The 16019-nt window shown below is 72.0% G+C and carries 15 protein-coding genes; 7 read left to right on the plus strand and 8 right to left on the minus strand.

All coding sequences use genetic code 11. The features are described from left to right. Window positions 1-13: 13 nt before the first annotated feature. From F4558_RS17235 to F4558_RS17245, 3 genes are all read left to right on the plus strand, one after another. Window positions 14-892: an alpha/beta fold hydrolase gene (locus F4558_RS17235; RefSeq protein ID WP_167945127.1), complete on the plus strand. Its 879-nt coding sequence runs from the start codon at window positions 14-16 to the stop codon at window positions 890-892. A 364-nt stretch (window positions 893-1256) separates the two neighbouring features. After that, complete coding sequence (locus tag F4558_RS17240) at window positions 1257-1706, plus strand: hypothetical protein (RefSeq protein ID WP_157552253.1); 450 nt, start codon at window positions 1257-1259, stop codon at window positions 1704-1706. Further along, window positions 1703-2098: a hypothetical protein gene (locus tag F4558_RS17245; RefSeq protein WP_053652757.1), complete on the plus strand. Its 396-nt coding sequence runs from the start codon at window positions 1703-1705 to the stop codon at window positions 2096-2098. The genes F4558_RS17240 and F4558_RS17245 overlap by 4 nt, the downstream gene beginning before the upstream one ends. Before the next feature lie 62 nt (window positions 2099-2160). Here F4558_RS17245 and F4558_RS17250 read toward each other — a convergent pair whose 3' ends face one another. The 3 genes from F4558_RS17250 to F4558_RS17260 form a co-directional block, all read right to left on the minus strand. Beyond that, a complete protein-coding gene (locus F4558_RS17250; RefSeq protein WP_167945129.1) occupies window positions 2161-3348 on the minus strand; it encodes a low temperature requirement protein A in 1188 nt (395 codons plus the stop codon). Between the two features lie 77 nt (window positions 3349-3425). Further along, window positions 3426-4187, minus strand: a complete 762-nt coding sequence (locus F4558_RS17255; RefSeq protein ID WP_053652759.1) for a TetR/AcrR family transcriptional regulator — start codon at window positions 4185-4187, stop codon at window positions 3426-3428. Between the two features lie 52 nt (window positions 4188-4239). After that, window positions 4240-6000, minus strand: coding sequence for an MFS transporter (locus F4558_RS17260; protein WP_245241338.1), 1761 nt, complete (start codon window positions 5998-6000; stop codon window positions 4240-4242). Window positions 6001-6116: 116 nt separating this feature from the next. On the opposite strand from F4558_RS17260, the gene F4558_RS17265 reads away from it, so the two are divergent. The 3 genes from F4558_RS17265 (at window position 6117) to F4558_RS17275 (ending at window position 9240) form a co-directional block, all read left to right on the plus strand. Continuing rightward, window positions 6117-7430 carry a sensor histidine kinase gene (locus F4558_RS17265; protein ID WP_167945131.1) on the plus strand — a complete coding sequence of 438 codons (1314 nt, stop codon included), beginning with the start codon at window positions 6117-6119 and terminating at the stop codon, window positions 7428-7430. Then, window positions 7418-8083: a response regulator transcription factor gene (locus tag F4558_RS17270; protein ID WP_053652761.1), complete on the plus strand. Its 666-nt coding sequence runs from the start codon at window positions 7418-7420 to the stop codon at window positions 8081-8083. Before F4558_RS17265 ends, F4558_RS17270 begins: the two co-directional genes overlap by 13 nt. Before the next feature lie 95 nt (window positions 8084-8178). Next, window positions 8179-9240: a Gfo/Idh/MocA family oxidoreductase gene (locus tag F4558_RS17275; protein WP_167945133.1), complete on the plus strand. Its 1062-nt coding sequence runs from the start codon at window positions 8179-8181 to the stop codon at window positions 9238-9240. Between the two features lie 116 nt (window positions 9241-9356). On the opposite strand, the gene F4558_RS17280 is transcribed toward F4558_RS17275, so the two are convergent. Both F4558_RS17280 and F4558_RS17285 read right to left on the minus strand, forming a co-directional pair. Continuing rightward, window positions 9357-9578 carry a hypothetical protein gene (locus F4558_RS17280; RefSeq protein ID WP_030335934.1) on the minus strand — a complete coding sequence of 74 codons (222 nt, stop codon included), beginning with the start codon at window positions 9576-9578 and terminating at the stop codon, window positions 9357-9359. Between the two features lie 123 nt (window positions 9579-9701). Next, window positions 9702-10796, minus strand: a complete 1095-nt coding sequence (locus F4558_RS17285; RefSeq protein WP_053652763.1) for a PIN domain-containing protein — start codon at window positions 10794-10796, stop codon at window positions 9702-9704. A gap of 212 nt (window positions 10797-11008) precedes the next feature. Here F4558_RS17285 and F4558_RS17290 point away from each other — a divergent pair, with 212 nt between their 5' ends. Continuing rightward, window positions 11009-13045, plus strand: coding sequence for a glycosyl hydrolase family 28-related protein (locus F4558_RS17290; RefSeq protein ID WP_167945135.1), 2037 nt, complete (start codon window positions 11009-11011; stop codon window positions 13043-13045). 53 nt (window positions 13046-13098) lie between these two features. Here F4558_RS17290 and F4558_RS17295 read toward each other — a convergent pair whose 3' ends face one another. The 3 genes from F4558_RS17295 to F4558_RS17305 all read right to left on the minus strand — a co-directional run bounded on the left by F4558_RS17295 (window position 13099) and on the right by F4558_RS17305 (window position 15955). Continuing rightward, window positions 13099-13737, minus strand: a complete 639-nt coding sequence (locus F4558_RS17295; protein ID WP_167945137.1) for a CG0192-related protein — start codon at window positions 13735-13737, stop codon at window positions 13099-13101. 14 nt (window positions 13738-13751) lie between these two features. Then, window positions 13752-14840 (minus strand): SRPBCC domain-containing protein, encoded by a 1089-nt coding sequence (locus F4558_RS17300; protein WP_167945139.1) that lies wholly within the window; start codon window positions 14838-14840, stop codon window positions 13752-13754. Window positions 14841-14905: 65 nt separating this feature from the next. Then, window positions 14906-15955, minus strand: coding sequence for an NAD(P)H-dependent flavin oxidoreductase (locus F4558_RS17305; RefSeq protein ID WP_167945141.1), 1050 nt, complete (start codon window positions 15953-15955; stop codon window positions 14906-14908). Between the last annotated feature and the right edge of the window lie 64 nt (window positions 15956-16019).

Below are 16019 nucleotides of genomic sequence, written 5' to 3' on the forward strand. Positions count from 1 at the left end.
CAGAAAGGTTCCCGTGGACCCGAGGATCAACGGTTTCGACTACCGCCGCATCACCGTCGCCGACGGCGTGACGCTCAGCGCCGCCGTGGGCGGCTCCGGGCCGGCGATCGTGCTGCTGCACGGTTTCCCGCAGACCCATCTCATGTGGCGCCACGTCGCGGCCGACCTGGCCGCCGACCACACTGTCATCTGCCCCGACCTGCGCGGGTACGGCGACAGCGACAAGCCCGTGGACACCGACGGCGAGGCGTACGCCAAGCGCACCATGGCGGCGGACATCGTGGCGCTGGCCGGCGCGCTCGGTCACGAACGCTTCGCGCTGGCCGGCCATGATCGGGGTGCCCTTGTCGCGTTCCGGACGGGCCTGGACCATCCGGCGGCCGTCAGCCGACTCGCCCTGCTCGACATCCTGCCCACCCTGGACATGTGGGACGTGCTGCACGGCGTCTCGGCGGCCATCGCGTTCCACCTGTACCTGATGGCGCAGCCGCAGGGCCTGCCCGAGCAGATGATCGGCGGCAGCCCGGACGAGTTCTTCGGCTACTTCCTGGACCTGTGGGCACGCGATCCGGAGGCGATCCCCGCCGACGTACGGGCCGCGTACCTGCGCGCTTCCCGGGAGGCGGTTCCCTCGATCGTGGCCGACTATCGGGCGTCCGCCGCGGTCGACGTCGCCCACGACACCGCCGACCGGGCGGCTGGCAACCAGCTGCGGATGCCGGTGACGGTCCTCCAGCAGGACTGGGGTGCCGCACTGGGCTACGACGCGGCAGAGGTGTGGCGGGCCTGGGCGCAGGACCTGGAGCACCAGACCGTCACCTGCGGGCATTTCATGGCCGAGGAGGCGCCGGCCGAGGTGGTCCGGGCGCTGCGCGCCCTGCTGCGGCGATAGATCGACAACCGCCCATGACTTTCAGTTAGATTCCCGACACGTATAGTTATGGAAGGGAGGTGGCCGGTTCGCCGGCCCTCCCCCTGCCACGCTGCGCGCAGCCCGGCCGGAGCCCTTCGGCACCCCATCTGACCTGCGGATACACGACGTTACGCAAGTGGACGCGAACCGCCCGCCGGTGATACACAGGCAGATACCGGCCAGCCAACGACGGCGAGTCGCTCACCTCCTCGACCATCGACCGTCCACACGCACCGCCTGGACGAAGGCCGCAGACGGACCGCGCCGCGAACGCGGGACCAGCAGCACGGCACATCCCCCGGCGGGCGGCGGGTGACCACGGTCCTTCGACCAGGGAGTTGCCGTGGGAATTCTGCGAGTCCGGGCCAAGCACCAGCCGTTCGAGGTGGCCGCTCTGATCACGACGTCCATCTGCGGTGTCCTGCTGATGACGCTCGACGCCCGACCACCGTCCGTCCAACTGTCAATGCCCGAACCCATCCAGCTCGGCTGGGAGGTCTCCCTGATCGTCGTCGGGGTGGCCGGGCTGTTGGGCATCCTGTGGCCCGGTCGTCTCTCCACCGGCCTCGGCATCGAGTTCGCATCCGTTCTGGTGCTCGGCACCATCACCGGCATGTACGCAGTGGCGCTGGTGGCGGTGTCGGGCCAGCAGGGCGTCGTCGCGGCGTCGCTGATCAGCGCGGTGCCTGCGGGGTCGTTCTGGCGGGCCGCCCAGATCGCCAACGACCTGCGCTGCCTGGCCTACGGCCACCAGTGCACGACCCACCGGCGGGTCGTGGGAGGTGTCACGTGATCTCAGCACCGACCCCCGAGGCGCCGGGCTGGGTACAGGTGCTGATCAGCCTGCTCGGCATCCTCGGCGGGAGCACCGGCCTGGCCGCCATCGCCACAGTCGTTGTGCAGCGCGGCAAGTTCAAGGCCGACGCGGCCGACACCCTCACCGAGGCCGCCCTGACCCTCGTGCAGCCACTACAGTCGCGGATCACGGAGTTGGAGGGTCAGGCGATAAGCGCCAGATCGGAGCTGGGACTGCTGCGCGAGCAGGTCAACCAGTTGCAGTTCGTCGTCCGGGTCCTCACCCGCACACTGGACCGGTGGCGGACGGCGATCCGTGCGCCCGACGCCACCCTGCGCAAAGTCCGGGCGGTCGTAGCGGAGTCCGACCGGCAGCCCGAAGACTCCTGAGCTTCCCGGCTTCCGGCGTGGCTGCCCCATCGCTGGCCGACGCGGGCTGGTAGCCCGGCCGGCTAGCCGGGCGCCGCGTCACTTCCGACGACGGACTCCCGCCTCCACATTGCGGGCATCGCGTCGAGCAGGACGATCAGCAGCAGTATCCCGGCGACGATCGCGCTGGCGGCGAGCTGCGAGAGCCCGATGCTCACGAACCCGCCCACGATGATGGCCGGCACACCGATCAGCCGGGCCCAGGGCAGGTGGGAGTCGACAAGCATCGACAGCAGGATCCGGCCGACCAGGAACAGGACCGGCCCGACGACGCCCACGACCAGGTGCCCGTGGTCGCGCACCGCCGGGTCCTCGATCGTCATCTCCATGGCCACGGAGGTCGCAAGCACGCCGGCGATCATGACGAGGTGCAGGTAACCGGCGAGGAGGGCCAGCTTGCTGCCGGGCGGGCCGGCGGCCTCGATGGCCGCACCCACCCGCCCGCCGGCGGGCACCAGGTAGAGGCGGGCCAGGGCCACCGCCGTCACGAACGCCAGGACGAACGCCATGGTGTGCTCGTGGTCGAAGCCCGCGTCGCTGTAGGTGACACCGGCCATCAGGATGAGTTCACCGAGCGCGATGATGAAGATCTGCTGATAGCGCTCGGAGAGGTGTCCACCGTTCACCTGGAGGTCCGGCCACGAGCTGCGGCCGAGCCTCGGCGTCGGCCAGCCGAGCCGCGCCAGGCCGTACTCCATCACCAGGGCGAGCGCCCAGAGCAGCTCCCGCACCGGGGCGAGGGCGGCACCGACGATCCAGAGCACCCCGGAGACCGCGAACCAGATCGCCACCCGCGCCGTCCGCACCTGCAACGGGTGCCCGCGCAGGGCGGGGAGCAGCAGCGCCGCCCGGCCCAGGTGGATGGCGACGTAGGCGACGGCGAACACGAGTGCGTGCTCGTCGAATGCTGTGGGCACGGCGGCGGCCATCAGCAGGCCACCGAACATCACCCAGAGCAGCAGGGCGACGATAAGCGGGGCGCGCGGGTCGAACCAGTCGGCCGACCAGGCTGTCACGAACCACACCCACCAGATCGCCGCCAGCAGCACCAGCACCTGGAAGCCGCCGAGGATGCTGAGGTCGTGCAGGAACGCCCGGGAGAGCCGGGTCAGCGCGAAGATGACGGTCAGGTCGAAGAACAACTCCAGGAACGACGTACGGCGGGGGTTCTCCCGCCGTTGCAACAGCCGTCCCGGAAGCCCACTCGTCATTCGCCGTCCCCCCGGGCACGCAGCCGCAGTCGCCGCCCCAGTCGTACCACCCGCGCCGAGGCGCCCGGGTCGATTCGCTAGCGGGACCGCTCGGCGACCACCACCGAGATCCCGTCGAGGACCCGTTGCAGGCCGAACTCGAAGGCGTACTCCGGGCCGTACGCGGCGCCGTGCTGCTGCCCGGCCGCCGTGCCGACCCGGGACGCGGTCGGGAACCTGTCGGCGGTCAGGAACGTCTCCAGCCACGGCGCGTGCGACTGCCACCACTGGCCGTCGGTCATGCCGGTCTCCCGCTCCAGGTCGAGCACCTCCGACGCGGCGCGGGCGGCGCTCTTGACGTGCCCGAGGACGAGGGTGAGCACCGCGTCCATCTCCACATCGGTGAGACCGATGTCGGCGACCGCGCCGAGTTCGTGGTCGTACTTGGCGATCGTGTGCGGGCCCAGCACCGGCCGGGTCGTCTCGGCCCGCAGCATCCACGGATGGCGCTTGTAGAGCGCGAGGTTGTCGCGGGCGATCCGCTCCAGCCGGGCCCGCCAGTCGCCGTCGACAGCGGTGCGGGGCATCTCGCCGTAGGCGGTGTCGATCATGACGTCGACGAGTTCGGTCTTGCCCGGCACGTACGTGTAGACCGACATGGTGCCGACGCCGAGCGCCTCACCGACCCTGCGCATGGTCAGCGCGTCGAGGCCCTCGGTGTCGGCGATGTCCATCGCGGCGCGGACGATCCGGTCGACGCTGAGCCCCTGGCCGGCGCTGCGACTGGTCGGCTCCCGGGTGCGCCACAGGATGGCCAGGCTGCGGGCCGGGTCCGCGCTCGCCTTACGCTGACTCGCCATGGTCGGCAATCCTAACAACGCGGCCGTACGCCGTACGACGCCCGGATCCGGGTCAGACGCCTTCCCGATCGTCGGTCATTGTCGGGCCGGCGGCTGCCGGCACCAGGTGGTGGATCTCCGGTGCGCCCTCGGTCAGGTCCTGGACCCGCCGCTCGGCAGCACGGTCCTCGCCTGTCAACCGGCCGCCGTGCTGGCGCAGGTGCTCGCCCCAGGACGGCACCAGGTACACCTCGACGAACCGGTCCGCCGTCTCGGCCGGCCGGAACAGCCCCCATCGCATCGCGCCGGTCCGCTGCCGGGCACCGCGCACCATGTCCATCGCCGTGAGGAACGCCTGCGTCCGTTCCGGCCGCACCGTGTACTGCACGGTCACCAGCACCGGCCCGACGCCCGGATCCGGCTCGTACACCAGGTTCAGTTGCGGCCAGTAGACAGCCGGCTCCCGGTTGCCAGTACGCAGGTCCGGCAACGGCCAGAGCCGACTCGTCACGGTGCCGATCAGCATGACCGCGGCCGCCGCCAGATAGGCGAGCACCAGTCCGCCCAGGTCAGCGACCAGACCCCAGACAAGGGCGCCGGCCGCCTGCCCGCCGGCGAAGAAGATCTGGTAGACGGCCAGCCCTCGGGCTCGTACCCAGCTGGGCAGGAAGAGCTGCATCTCGGCGTTGATGTTGGCCAGCACGGTCACCCAGGCCATCCCGGCGGGTAGCAGGGCGACGAGCACCAGCGGCACCACCCGTACCGTGCCGACCACTGTCAAAGCGATGGTGAACAGCGCTCCGGAGATCAGCAGCAGATGGTTGGCCGACAGCCGGGCGCGGATCACTGACAGCAGGAAGCCACCTCCCACCGCGCCGATCCCGAGGGCGGCCAGCAGCAGCCCGTACCCACCGGAGCCCAACCCCAGGCGCCGGTCCGCCACGAGCGGCAGCAACGCCCACAACGAGCTGGCCGGGACGACGAAGACCATGGAACGGCGCAGCAGCCGGCGCACTGTCGGTGAGTGACGTACGAAGCGGCTGCCGGCGCGCAGCGCTGCGGTGAACCGCTCGGGAACCTCGACGGCGCGGGTGTTGCCGGGCCGCCAGCGCCACAACGCGTACGCGAAGATGCCGAACGCCACAGCGTTCAGCGCGAACACCGGGGCGACGCCGGTCCGGGCGATGAGCACGCCGGCCAGTGCCGGCCCGACGGCCCGTGCGGCGTTCACGCTTATCGAGCCGAGTGCCGACGCCGAGCGCAGGTGCTCCTGCGGCACCAGCTCCGGAATCACCGCCGCCCAGGCCGGCAGGGTCAGCGCCTGCCCGACCCCGAACGCGAAGGTGAGGGTGAGCAGCAGCGCCGGCGGCATCCGGTCGGTCAGGGTGAGCACTGCCAGCAGCGCCGCCACCGCGACCAGGAACAGCTGCACGGAGATCAACAGATGCCGACGGTCGAAGCTGTCGGCCAGCACCCCGGCGGGCAGCGCCAGCAGGAGCACCGGCAGCAGGCTGGCGGTCTGGACCAGCGCGACAAGCGTGGACGCGTTGGCCTGGTGGATGAGCAGCCACTGCGCGCCGACGGTCTGCATCCAGGTGCCGACGTTGGCGGCGAGCAGGGCCAGCCAGAGATTGCGGTAGGCCGCGGTACGCAGCGGCGCCCAGGCGGAGGTCGGACGGTCAGCGGGTCCGGCCGCCGCCGTCACCACCGCCCGGCCGCGCGCGGCCGGCGCCCACCGCCGACCACCACGGACATTCCTGCACCCATGTCTCTCCAGCCGGGACCTGAGGTCACACCTGTCGCGTGACGGCATCTCCTTCCCGTTTGCGGTCATGCCACACCTCGTGAGCGTCCGGATCGACGGCGGGTGGCACAGGTAGGGCTGGGCATACCCCGGAAGGGGGCCTGGACGGCTGGGGTGCCGGGCCGTCGGCGAATAGCGTCTGCGGCATGACCCCGGAACGCCCTCGTCACCTGGCCGAGGCGCTGCGCCGCCGCGACTGGCTGGTGTCCGCCTGGCCCTGGCGCGCTCTCGCCTACCTCGTCAGCACCGTGCCGATCGCCGGCGTGCTCGCCATCGGGCTTCTCGTCATCGGCGCGCCACTGCTGGCCGCTCTCAACGCGTTCCGGCAGCACGGCCGACCGCCGGACCTCCCCCTCATGCTGTTCCTGGCCGTCGGCAGTCTCACAGTGCTGGCGCTCGCGCCGATCGTGAGCTTCCCGGTCGCCGTCGTCGAACGCTGGCGGCTCGGCCTCGTGGACGGCCGTCCTCTGCCGGTGCCGCGGTGGACCGGCCTGGCCGCCCGCTACCGCAGCGCGGCCGGCTGGCGCGAGGTGGCGTATCTGTTCTGCCTCGGCGGGATCGCGCCGATCGCGTACTGGGTGTTCCTGCTGCTGGTGCTCCTCGACATCGGGTTGATCGCGAGCCCGTGGCTGGCGTTCAACAGCACGTCGGAACCCGGCGACGCCGCACAGGTCATCGTCGTCTGGGGCACTGTCGACACCGCGGGCGAGGCCGTCCCGTACGCGATAGTGGGCGTGCTGCTCGTTCCGGTGCTCTGGTACGCGGCCGGGCTGCTCGCCGCCGGCCAGGCAGCGGTGGTGCGGTGGACGCTGGCCCGGCCGGTCGACGCGGCGGCGCTGCGCGAGGTCGCCCGGTCCCGGACCCGGCTGGTCAGCGCGTACGAGGCGGAACGGCGCCGGATCGAGCGTGACCTGCACGACGGCGCGCAACCCCGGCTGACGAGCCTCACGCTCCAGTTGGGCCTGGCCCGGCTGGACGTGGGAGAGGACTCCCCCGCCGCCCGGCCCCTCGCGGTCGCGCACGACCAGGCGCGGGGCCTGATGGTGATGCTCCGGCAGTTGGTGCACGGCATCCGGCCGCAGAGCCTCACCGACCTGGGCCTTGCCGGCGCCGTCCGGGAACTTGCCGATGCAGCCCCCGTCGCGGTCACCGTCTCCGCCGACCTGGACGGCGAGTTGCCGGAGATCGTCGAAACAACCGCCTTCTTCGTGGTGTCCGAGGCGCTTGGCAACGTGGTCCGGCACGCCGGGGCGACCCGCGCGGAGGTACGCCTCAGCCGTACCGACGGCGATCTCGTCGTCGAGGTGTCCGACGACGGGCGCGGCGGCGCCGACCCGTCCCGGGGCACCGGACTGACAGGTCTCGCCGATCGGGTCGCCGCCGCCGACGGGCGGCTGCTGCTGGCCAGCCCGCCCGATGGGCCTACCCTGGTCCGGGTGGAGCTGCCATGGCCGCGGTGACCCGGGTGGTGCTCGCCGAGGACGAGGTGCTGTTGCGGGAGGGCCTGGTCGCGCTGCTGACCCGCTTCGACTTCACTGTGTGCGCCGCCGTCGGCTCCGCGCCCGAGTTGCTTGACGCGGCCCGTACGCACCAGCCGGATCTGGTGCTCACCGACATCCGGATGCCACCGGACCGGCGCGACGACGGGCTGCGCGTGGCCGTCGCGCTGCGCGCCGAGCGACCCCGGCTTCCGGTGGTGGTCCTCAGCCAGTACGTGCAGACCGGGTACGCGGCGGCGCTGCTGGACAGCGGCGACGGCCAGCGGGTGGGCTACCTGCTCAAGGACCGGGTGGCCGAGGTCACCGAGTTCGTCGACACTCTGCGGCGGGTCACCGCTGGCGGCACCGCCATCGACCCGGACGTGGTGCGGCAACTGCTGCACCGCCCGCGCGACCCGCTGCGCGCCCTCTCCGCCCGGGAACGCGAGGTGCTGGCGCTGCTGGCCGAGGGCCGGTCCAACGCCTCGATCGCCGCCCGGCTGCACGTCACCGAGGCGGCGGTCGGCAAGCATGTCGGCAACATCCTGCTGAAGCTCGACCTGCCGCCCAGCGACGACACCAACCGCCGGGTGCTCGCCGTTCTCACCTATCTGCGCGCCGACCCGGCCGGCTGACCAGCACCGGGTCTAGATCAGGCCGGCTGCGTCGGGGCGTAGATTCGACAGCCGGTGCCGTCGCCACCCGGGCGCGGGCCGGGGAGGAGCACGGCATGTCGGAGGCGTTGCGGGTCGGTCTGCTGGGGTACGGGCTGGCGGGTCGGGTGTTCCACGCGCCGCTGATCGCCGCGACGCCGGGGCTGCGACTCGACGCCATCGTGACCCGCGACCCGCAGCGGCGCGAGCACGCACGGCAGCACTTCCCGGACGCCCGGCTGGTCGACGACGCCGACGCGCTGTGGCGTACACCCGAGGCTCTGGACCTGGTCGTGGTGGCGACGCCGAACCGGCAGCACGTGCCGATGGCCCGGGCGGCGCTGGCCGCCGGTCTGCCGACCGTCGTGGACAAGCCGCTCGCACCGACCTCCGCCGAGAGCCGCGCGCTTGTCGACGAGGCCGCCGAGCGTGGCGTGCCGCTGACGGTGTTCCAGAACCGGCGCTGGGACGGCGACTTCCTGACCGCCCGGCAGCTGGTGGAGCGGGGCGAGTTGGGGCGGGTACTGCGCTTCGAGTCCCGGTTCGAGCGGTTCCGGCCGACGATCAAGCCAGGCTGGCGGGAGCTCGCCGGCCCCGAGGAGGCTGGCGGCGCCCTCTTCGACCTGGGCGCGCACCTCGTCGACCAGGCGGTGCAGCTGTTCGGCCGGGTCGAGCGCGTCTACGCGGAGGTGGACCGTCGGCGTGCGGGCGCGGCTGTCGACGACGACGCCTTCGTGGCGTTGACCCACGCCAACGGGGTGCGCTCGCACCTGTGGATGGGTGCGATGACCGCTCAGCTCGGGCCCCGGCTGCGGCTGCTGGGCGACCGGGCCGGCTACACCACGTACGGCCTCGACGTGCAGGAGGCGGCGTTGCACGAGGGCGGCCGACCGGACCAGCCGGGCTGGGGCGAGGTCCCGCCGGAGCGGTACGGCCTGCTCGGCGTCGACGGAGATCTGCGTCCGGTGCCGACCGAGCCGGGGGCGTACCAGAGCTTCTACGCGCAGGTGACAACGGCGTTGCGCGAGGGTACGCCGATGCCTGTGGACCCGCGGGATTCGGTGGCCACCGTCGAGTTGATCGAGCTGGCTCACCGGTCAGCGGCCGAAGGCGTGGTGCTACCGGTCCCGATCGCCTGACCGATTGCCGAGCCTGGCCGGCGGGGGTGCCGGCGGGTTGACGTGGACACCGGGCCGGCCGGTGAGCGCGCCGGGCGGGGAGCCCAGGAGCGTTGCCGGCCCGGCCCGGTGCCGGATCAGCGCTGCTTCAGCTCGCGCCAGGATGGGTGGGTGCCGCGCCAGGCGTCGGCGAGGATGGCCGCCGAGGCCCGGCTGGGGCACTGCTGCACCCGCTCACGACCCGACGCCCCACCGATCTGGGCGCGGACCTCCCAACCCTGCCCATCAGTACGGATGTACACGTCCCGGCGCCCGCGCGGGGTCGTGTCTCCGTTCCACCAATGCTCCTCGACCTTCATTCGCCGACCGTATAGCAATTTTTGCGCGGAGGGTACGGCGCAGGTGCGCCCGGACCAGGGCAAGAGCCGCAATTCAGGCGCAAATCGAGACCAGTGTTAACGGTTAGCAACCTTCGACGGCCGTCAACCCTGCGCGGTGAGCAGGTAGTCGTCCGCCTCCGGGCTCCACCTCAGATCGACTACGCCACCGGTCGCGGCGGCCTTGCAGAACTGGAGGAAGCTGCGGTACCCCAGCTTCTTCTCGCTGAAGTCCGGCCGGGCCCGACGCAGTTGGTTCTTCAGACCGGACAGCGCCACCGGATTGCCGGCGCTGCCGAGGTCGCCCACCACGGACCGGAGCAGACCGAAGGCCACCTCCCGGTCGCCGTGCTCGGGCAGCGAGACCTCGGGGTCACCCTTGGCGGGCCCCTCGGCCAGGTCGACCACGTTGTGCCCGGCAAGGTGGCGCAGCAGTTCCCCGAAGGTACGGAAGCCGTAGTCGGACTCGCTGAAGGTCGGGTCCTTGCGCAGCAGGGTCCGCTTGAGCCGGGATGCGGTCACCTCGCCGCTGGCGCTGCCCTGCAACCCGGCCACCGTCTGGGCCACCAGCACGGCCAGGGCGTCGACGTCCCGACCGGGCTCCTCCCCCGCCGGCCGACCCTCGGGCTCCTGCTCCCGCTCCTCCTGCTCCGGCTCGGGCGGTCGCTGACCCGGGCCCGGCTGTCGGGCCGGACGGCCCCGCCTGCTGGCGGTCGGCGGGATGTCCACGCCCTCCAGCCGGTCGTAGTAGAGGAACTCGTCGCACGCCGGAGGCAGCAGCGCCGAGGTCGACCCCTCGACCCCGACACCGATGACCTTCTTGTTCAGCTCGCGGAGCTTGTGCACCAACGGGGTGAAGTCGCTGTCACCGCTACAGATGACGAACGTCGAGATGTAGTCGCGCTCGAAGGCCAACTCGATCGCGTCCACTGCCATCTTGATGTCTGCCGCGTTCTTGCGGGAGGCGCCCATGCGCTGCGGGATCTCGATCAGCTCCACGTGGGACCGGGTGAGCATCCGGCGGTCCTCGTCGAAGAACGACCAGTCGGCGTACGCCCGGCGCACCACCACCCGTCCCCGCTCGGCAAGCGCGTCGGCGATCGGCCGGAAGTCGAAGGCCGCGCCGCCACGATGGTCGCGGGCGCCCAGCGCGAGGTTCTCGTAGTCCAGGAAAAGGGCGATCCGGTCTTCTTGCTCCACGCGGCACAGCGTACGCCGCGCAGAGGCGGCCGGAGCGCAACCACCACCCAATGCGACAGTCCATTTCTTACCGGCATGTTGTCGCTTTTTTTCGTTTACGGATAGGCATCTTGCAGCACAGTGGTCGGTACTGGCACGATGACGATCAATGTCGGGCGTGGGGGGAGCGCCGGGCGGACCTCCCCACCACCATCCACGAAGGAGTGGCACCGATGTTCCGGAACTCGATGCGGGCGCGGGGTCGCCCAGGCCGCCCGACCATCACCACCGTCAGCCTCGCGACCGCCATCACAGTGCTGGCGGCCGGCGGGTCCACTGCCGCCGTCGCCGGTCCGCCGGCACCCGCCGCGACGCCTGTGGTCACCCGAGCCGGCCTCGACCCGGCGCTTGTCGCCGGGCGGGGCGCCGACGTGGACTTCGTCGAACAGGAGGCGGAGAACGCCCGCACCAACGGCACTGTCATCGGCCCCGACCGGTCCGCCTACACGCTGCCCGCGGAGGCGTCCGGCCGCCGGGCGGTCCGGCTCACTCCCGGCCAGTACGTCGAGTTCGTCCTGCCCAGGGCGGCCAACGGCATCACAGTGCGGTACAGCATCCCGGACGCGCCGACCGGAGGCGGGATCACAGCACCCCTGCGCATCTCGGCGAACGGTAAACACGTGCGCGACATGACGCTGACGTCGCAGTACTCCTGGCTGTACAACCAGTACCCCTTCTCCAACGACCCCCGGGCCGGGCTGCTGCACCCGGACTGGTGGATCACCGAGTGCCAGTGCGTGCCGTCGGCCACCACCCCGTACCCGAGCATCAGCACGCCGTTCCGGCCCACCCACTTCTACGACGAGCAGCGACTCCTGCTCGGGCGCACCTACCGGGCCGGTGACACGATCCGGCTCACCGCGCCGAGCGGCAGCGCCGCCGCCTGGACCGTCATCGACCTGCTCGACTCCGAACTGGTCGCGCCGCCCCGCGTCCGGCTGCTCGCCGCCAACGTGCTGGCCTTCGGCGCCGACCCCACCGGCCGCCGGGACTCCGCCGACGCCCTCGACCGGGCCATCGCGTTCGCCAGGCGTACCCACCTGACCGTGTACCTCCCGCCGGGCACCTACCAGGTCAACAGGCACATCGTCGTCGACGACGTCACAATCGAGGGCGCGGGCAACTGGCACACCATCATCAAGGGCCGCGAGGTGGCCCTGTCGCCGCCCGCACCGGACGGCTCTGTGCACACAGGCGTCGGGTTCTACGGCCGCGACGCCGCCGACGGTGGCAGCCGCAACGTCCACCTCTCCGGCTTCGCCATCGAGGGCGACGTACGGGAACGCATCGACACCGACCAGGTGAACGCCATCGGTGGCGCGATGAGCGACTCGACAATCGACGGGCTCTACCTGCACCACACGAAGGTGGGCGTGTGGTTCGACGGGCCGATGCGCAACGTGCGCGTCACCAACAACATCATCGTCGACCAGATCGCCGACGCGCTCAACTTCCACACCGGCGTGACCGACTCGGTCGTCGCGCACAACTTCGTCCGCAACACCGGCGACGACGGCCTGGCGATGTGGTCGGACAAGACAGCCAACGCGCGGAACACGTTCGACCACAACACGGTGCAGTCCCCCACGCTCGCCAACGGCATCGCCATCTACGGCGGCACCGACGCCACTGTGTCGCACAACCTCGTCGCCGACCCGGTCCGCGAGGGCAGCGCCCTCCACGTCGGCGCCCGCTTCGGCGCGGAGCCGTTCACCGGGCACCTGCGGATCACCAACAACACCACCGTCCGCGCCGGAACGTACGAGCTGAACTGGAACATCGGGCTGGGCGCCATCTGGATCTTCGCCCTGGACCGGAGCATCGACGCGCGCATCGAGGTGACCGGTGACGCCTACCTCGACAACACGTACAACGCGATCATGCTGGTGAGCGACTGGCCGGTGAAGGACCTCTACTCGATCAACGACGTGCGGTTCCGCGACATCCGGGTCGACGGCACCGGCACGTCAGTTGTCAGTGCCCGCTCGGCGGGGTCGGCGTCGTTCGCCAACGTGGACGCCCGCAACGTCGGCGCGGTCGGCGTCAACAACTGCGGGTCGTTCCACTTCACACCGGCCGGGTCGGAGTTCACAGTCACCGACCTGGGCGGCAACGACGGCGGCTGGCTCGCCCCGTGGCTGCTGCCCAACACCATCACCTGCGACGACCGGCCACCGGTCTCGCCACCACCGCCTCCGTCGCGTTGGTGAACGCGGTGGGCGGCCCGGGAAGTCGGGCCGCCCACCGCACGGCTCCTGCCGCGTCAGAGCGTCCGGGCGTACGCCAGCGGCACTGTCGTCGGCTGCCCTGCCCAGCTGCCGCTCAGGGTGGCGCCGGCCGCGCCCGCGGCCCCGTCCTCCGCGGGTCTCCGGACGACGACAAGCTCGACGGAGTCGGTCACGATGATCGTGCTGTCCCCGTCGACCACCCGACGGATGTCGCCCACCGGGCGCACGCTGTTGTCCCCGGCGCCGCTGGCGACCACCGTCATCGTCGGCTCGTGCACCTCGCGCCGACCGTCGACCTCGAAATACTGCTCGGCCTGGCCGGTGCCGGCAAGGATTGCGTGGGCCAGCGCCGCTGCGTAGACCGGGTCGCCGCAGCCGTCGTACACCCAGCGCCGGCCGAGCGCCGAGTGCTCGGTGGTGCCCACCAGCCAAGCGTCCGCGCCGTCGACGGGCGCGGCGCGGTACGTCAGCGGCACCTGGTGCACGGGCCCGCCCGGGACGCCGACAAGCATCGTCTCGATGCCGACCTCGCCGGCCGGGTCGTCGAAGCGGTAGGCGCCCGAGCTCACCACGTCGACCCCGGCCGGCCCCTGGTACCACTGTCGGTCCGGCAGCCAGGTCGTCAGCAGGGCCAGCTTCGAGGGGCGCAGCGTCGCCCGGTGCAGCAGTGCCATGTGGAGAGCCTAGGTCAGAGGCCCGCGCACGGGTTGCCGTCCACCGTGCAGCCCACCGGTTCCCTGGCCTTGGGTCGGCCGTCGCGGACGTCGAAGCGGATCGTCCGCGACCCGCCCGCCGGCACGGCCGGCCCGCTGAAGGTGATCGCCCGATCGTCCTGCCGCCATTCCGCGCCCTCGACCTCGTCGACGCTGCTGCCCTCGGCGAGGGTCACCACCACGGACCACTGGTCGGCCGGTGCCCGGCCCGGATTGTTGACCACCACCTTGCCCGTGTAGCCGAACAACCGGCTGGAGTCGGTGTCGTAGCGGGCCGTCAGCGGCGGTGGGGGCGGCGCGGCCGTGGGCGTACGCGAGGGTTTCGCCGTCGGGGTGCGGCTCGGGCTGGTGGTGGGCGACGCGGCGGTCCGGGACGGGCGCGCCGACGATGTCGCCTTCGGTGGTGCGGTGGACGTGGCGGTCGCGGCGCTCGGCTCCGACGTCGCGGTGGGCGATGACGAGACCGGCGCGGCGGCCTGCTTCGACCCGCCCGGCAGCGTCATCCAGGCCACCAGCCCCGCCACGAGAACGACACCGACCAGGGCGGTGACCACCGTCCGACGGCGGCGGCGTGCCCGCGCTGCGCCGACCCCGCCGATCAACGGCAGTTCGGCGGTCATCCCGGCCTCGCCGCGACGCAGGTCGACCTGCTGGAACGCGAGCCAGTCCAGGATCGCCGGCAGGCGCACTGTCAACGCCTGACGGAGCTGCTGCTCACGCGGTCCGTGCTGCTCCGCCGACCAGGAGCCGTGGGTGGGGACCTCGCGAACGCCCAGCCGGCAGCCCTGGGTGGTGGGGGTGACCACGCAGGTCAGCTCGGTGAGTCGACCGGCCTCGTCGCAGCGTAGCTCCAGCAGCTCCGGCACCTGACGCTCGATCACCTCGACCTCGACGTTGGCATCGAAGCCGGGCAGTCCGGCAGTGTGCAGCAGCAGCCGGTCCGGCACTCCCTCGACCATGTCGGCCTCGGCGAACCAGCGGCCGATCAGCTCCCGATCGGTCAATGCGAGCCAGACCCGGTCGGGTGGGTGGGACAGGTCGACGTGCGCGTCGATCTCGATCACGGCGAGACTCTAACGGGTTGCCCACCGACGCGTCGGGCCCCTCCCGCCTGCCCGGGACGCGCCGGTCAACCCCAGCGCGTCGACAGTTGCGCCGCCGTCGCCAGCGCAGCCCGGGCACTGGCGCTGATCTCGGCGACGAGCTGCGCCGCCGGCACGTCCCGGGCCAGCGGGTGGGCCTGACCGGCCCACAGGTTGACCACCGAGGCGTCCTCGTCGCGCCGGGCCGCGGCGAGCAGCGGGCGGGTCAGGTGCAGCACCTGCGGGTAGCCGGCCGGTGCCGCCGCGTCGTGCGCACGCAGGAAGGCGTTCACCACACCCCGGGCACGCTTGCCGGTGTACGCCCGCGTCAACGCGGTGGGTGCGGCGCTTACCACCGCCGCGCGGTGCAGCGGCGAGCTACCCGCCTCCGGGCAGCGCAGGAACACAGTGCCGAGCTGGGCCGCGGCGGCACCGGCGGCCAGCGCCGCCGCCAGAGCGGGGCCGTCGGCGATGCCACCGGCGGCCACAAGTGGCCTGTCGCAAACGGCGGCGGCCAGCCGGAGCAGCGGCAGCAAGGCGTAGTCGTCGTCATCCGGCACGCCGCCGCGATGCCCGCCGGCCTCGGTGCCCTGCACCACGACGGCGTCCACACCCAGCTCGGCGGCGGCCGTGGCGGCGTCGGGGCGGGTGACAGTTGCCCACACCTCGGTACCCCGCTCGCGCAGGGCCGCCACGGCTGCCCGATCGGGCAGCCCGAAGGCGAAGGACACCACCGGGACCGGGTCCGCGAGCAGGGCCGCCAACTTCTCCGGGTACGCGTCATCGCCGCCCACCGGCTCGCCCAGGCTCACACCGAACTGGTCGGCCTGCGGGGCGAGCCGCCGCGCGTACTCCCGGATGGCGGACTCGTCGACGGCGTCGTCACCGGGCAGGAAGACGTTGACCCCGAACGGCCGCCGCGTACGCGCGCGGACCTCGGCGATGTCGGCGACCAGCCGCCCGGTGTCGATCATTCCGGCGGCAAGGAAGCCCAACCCGCCGGCGGCGGAGACGGCCGACACGAGGGCCGGCGTGGACGGGCCACCGGCCATCGGAGCCGCGACGATCGGCTGGCGCAGGGCGGAGAGCACTGACATCCACCCATCCTGCCGCACCGATTCGCTGGTCGGGGCGTGCCCGCCGCGCGTACGACAGGTTCAG

This window comes from Micromonospora profundi, assembly GCF_011927785.1.
GTDB classification, from domain to species: Bacteria; Actinomycetota; Actinomycetes; order Mycobacteriales; family Micromonosporaceae; genus Micromonospora; species Micromonospora profundi.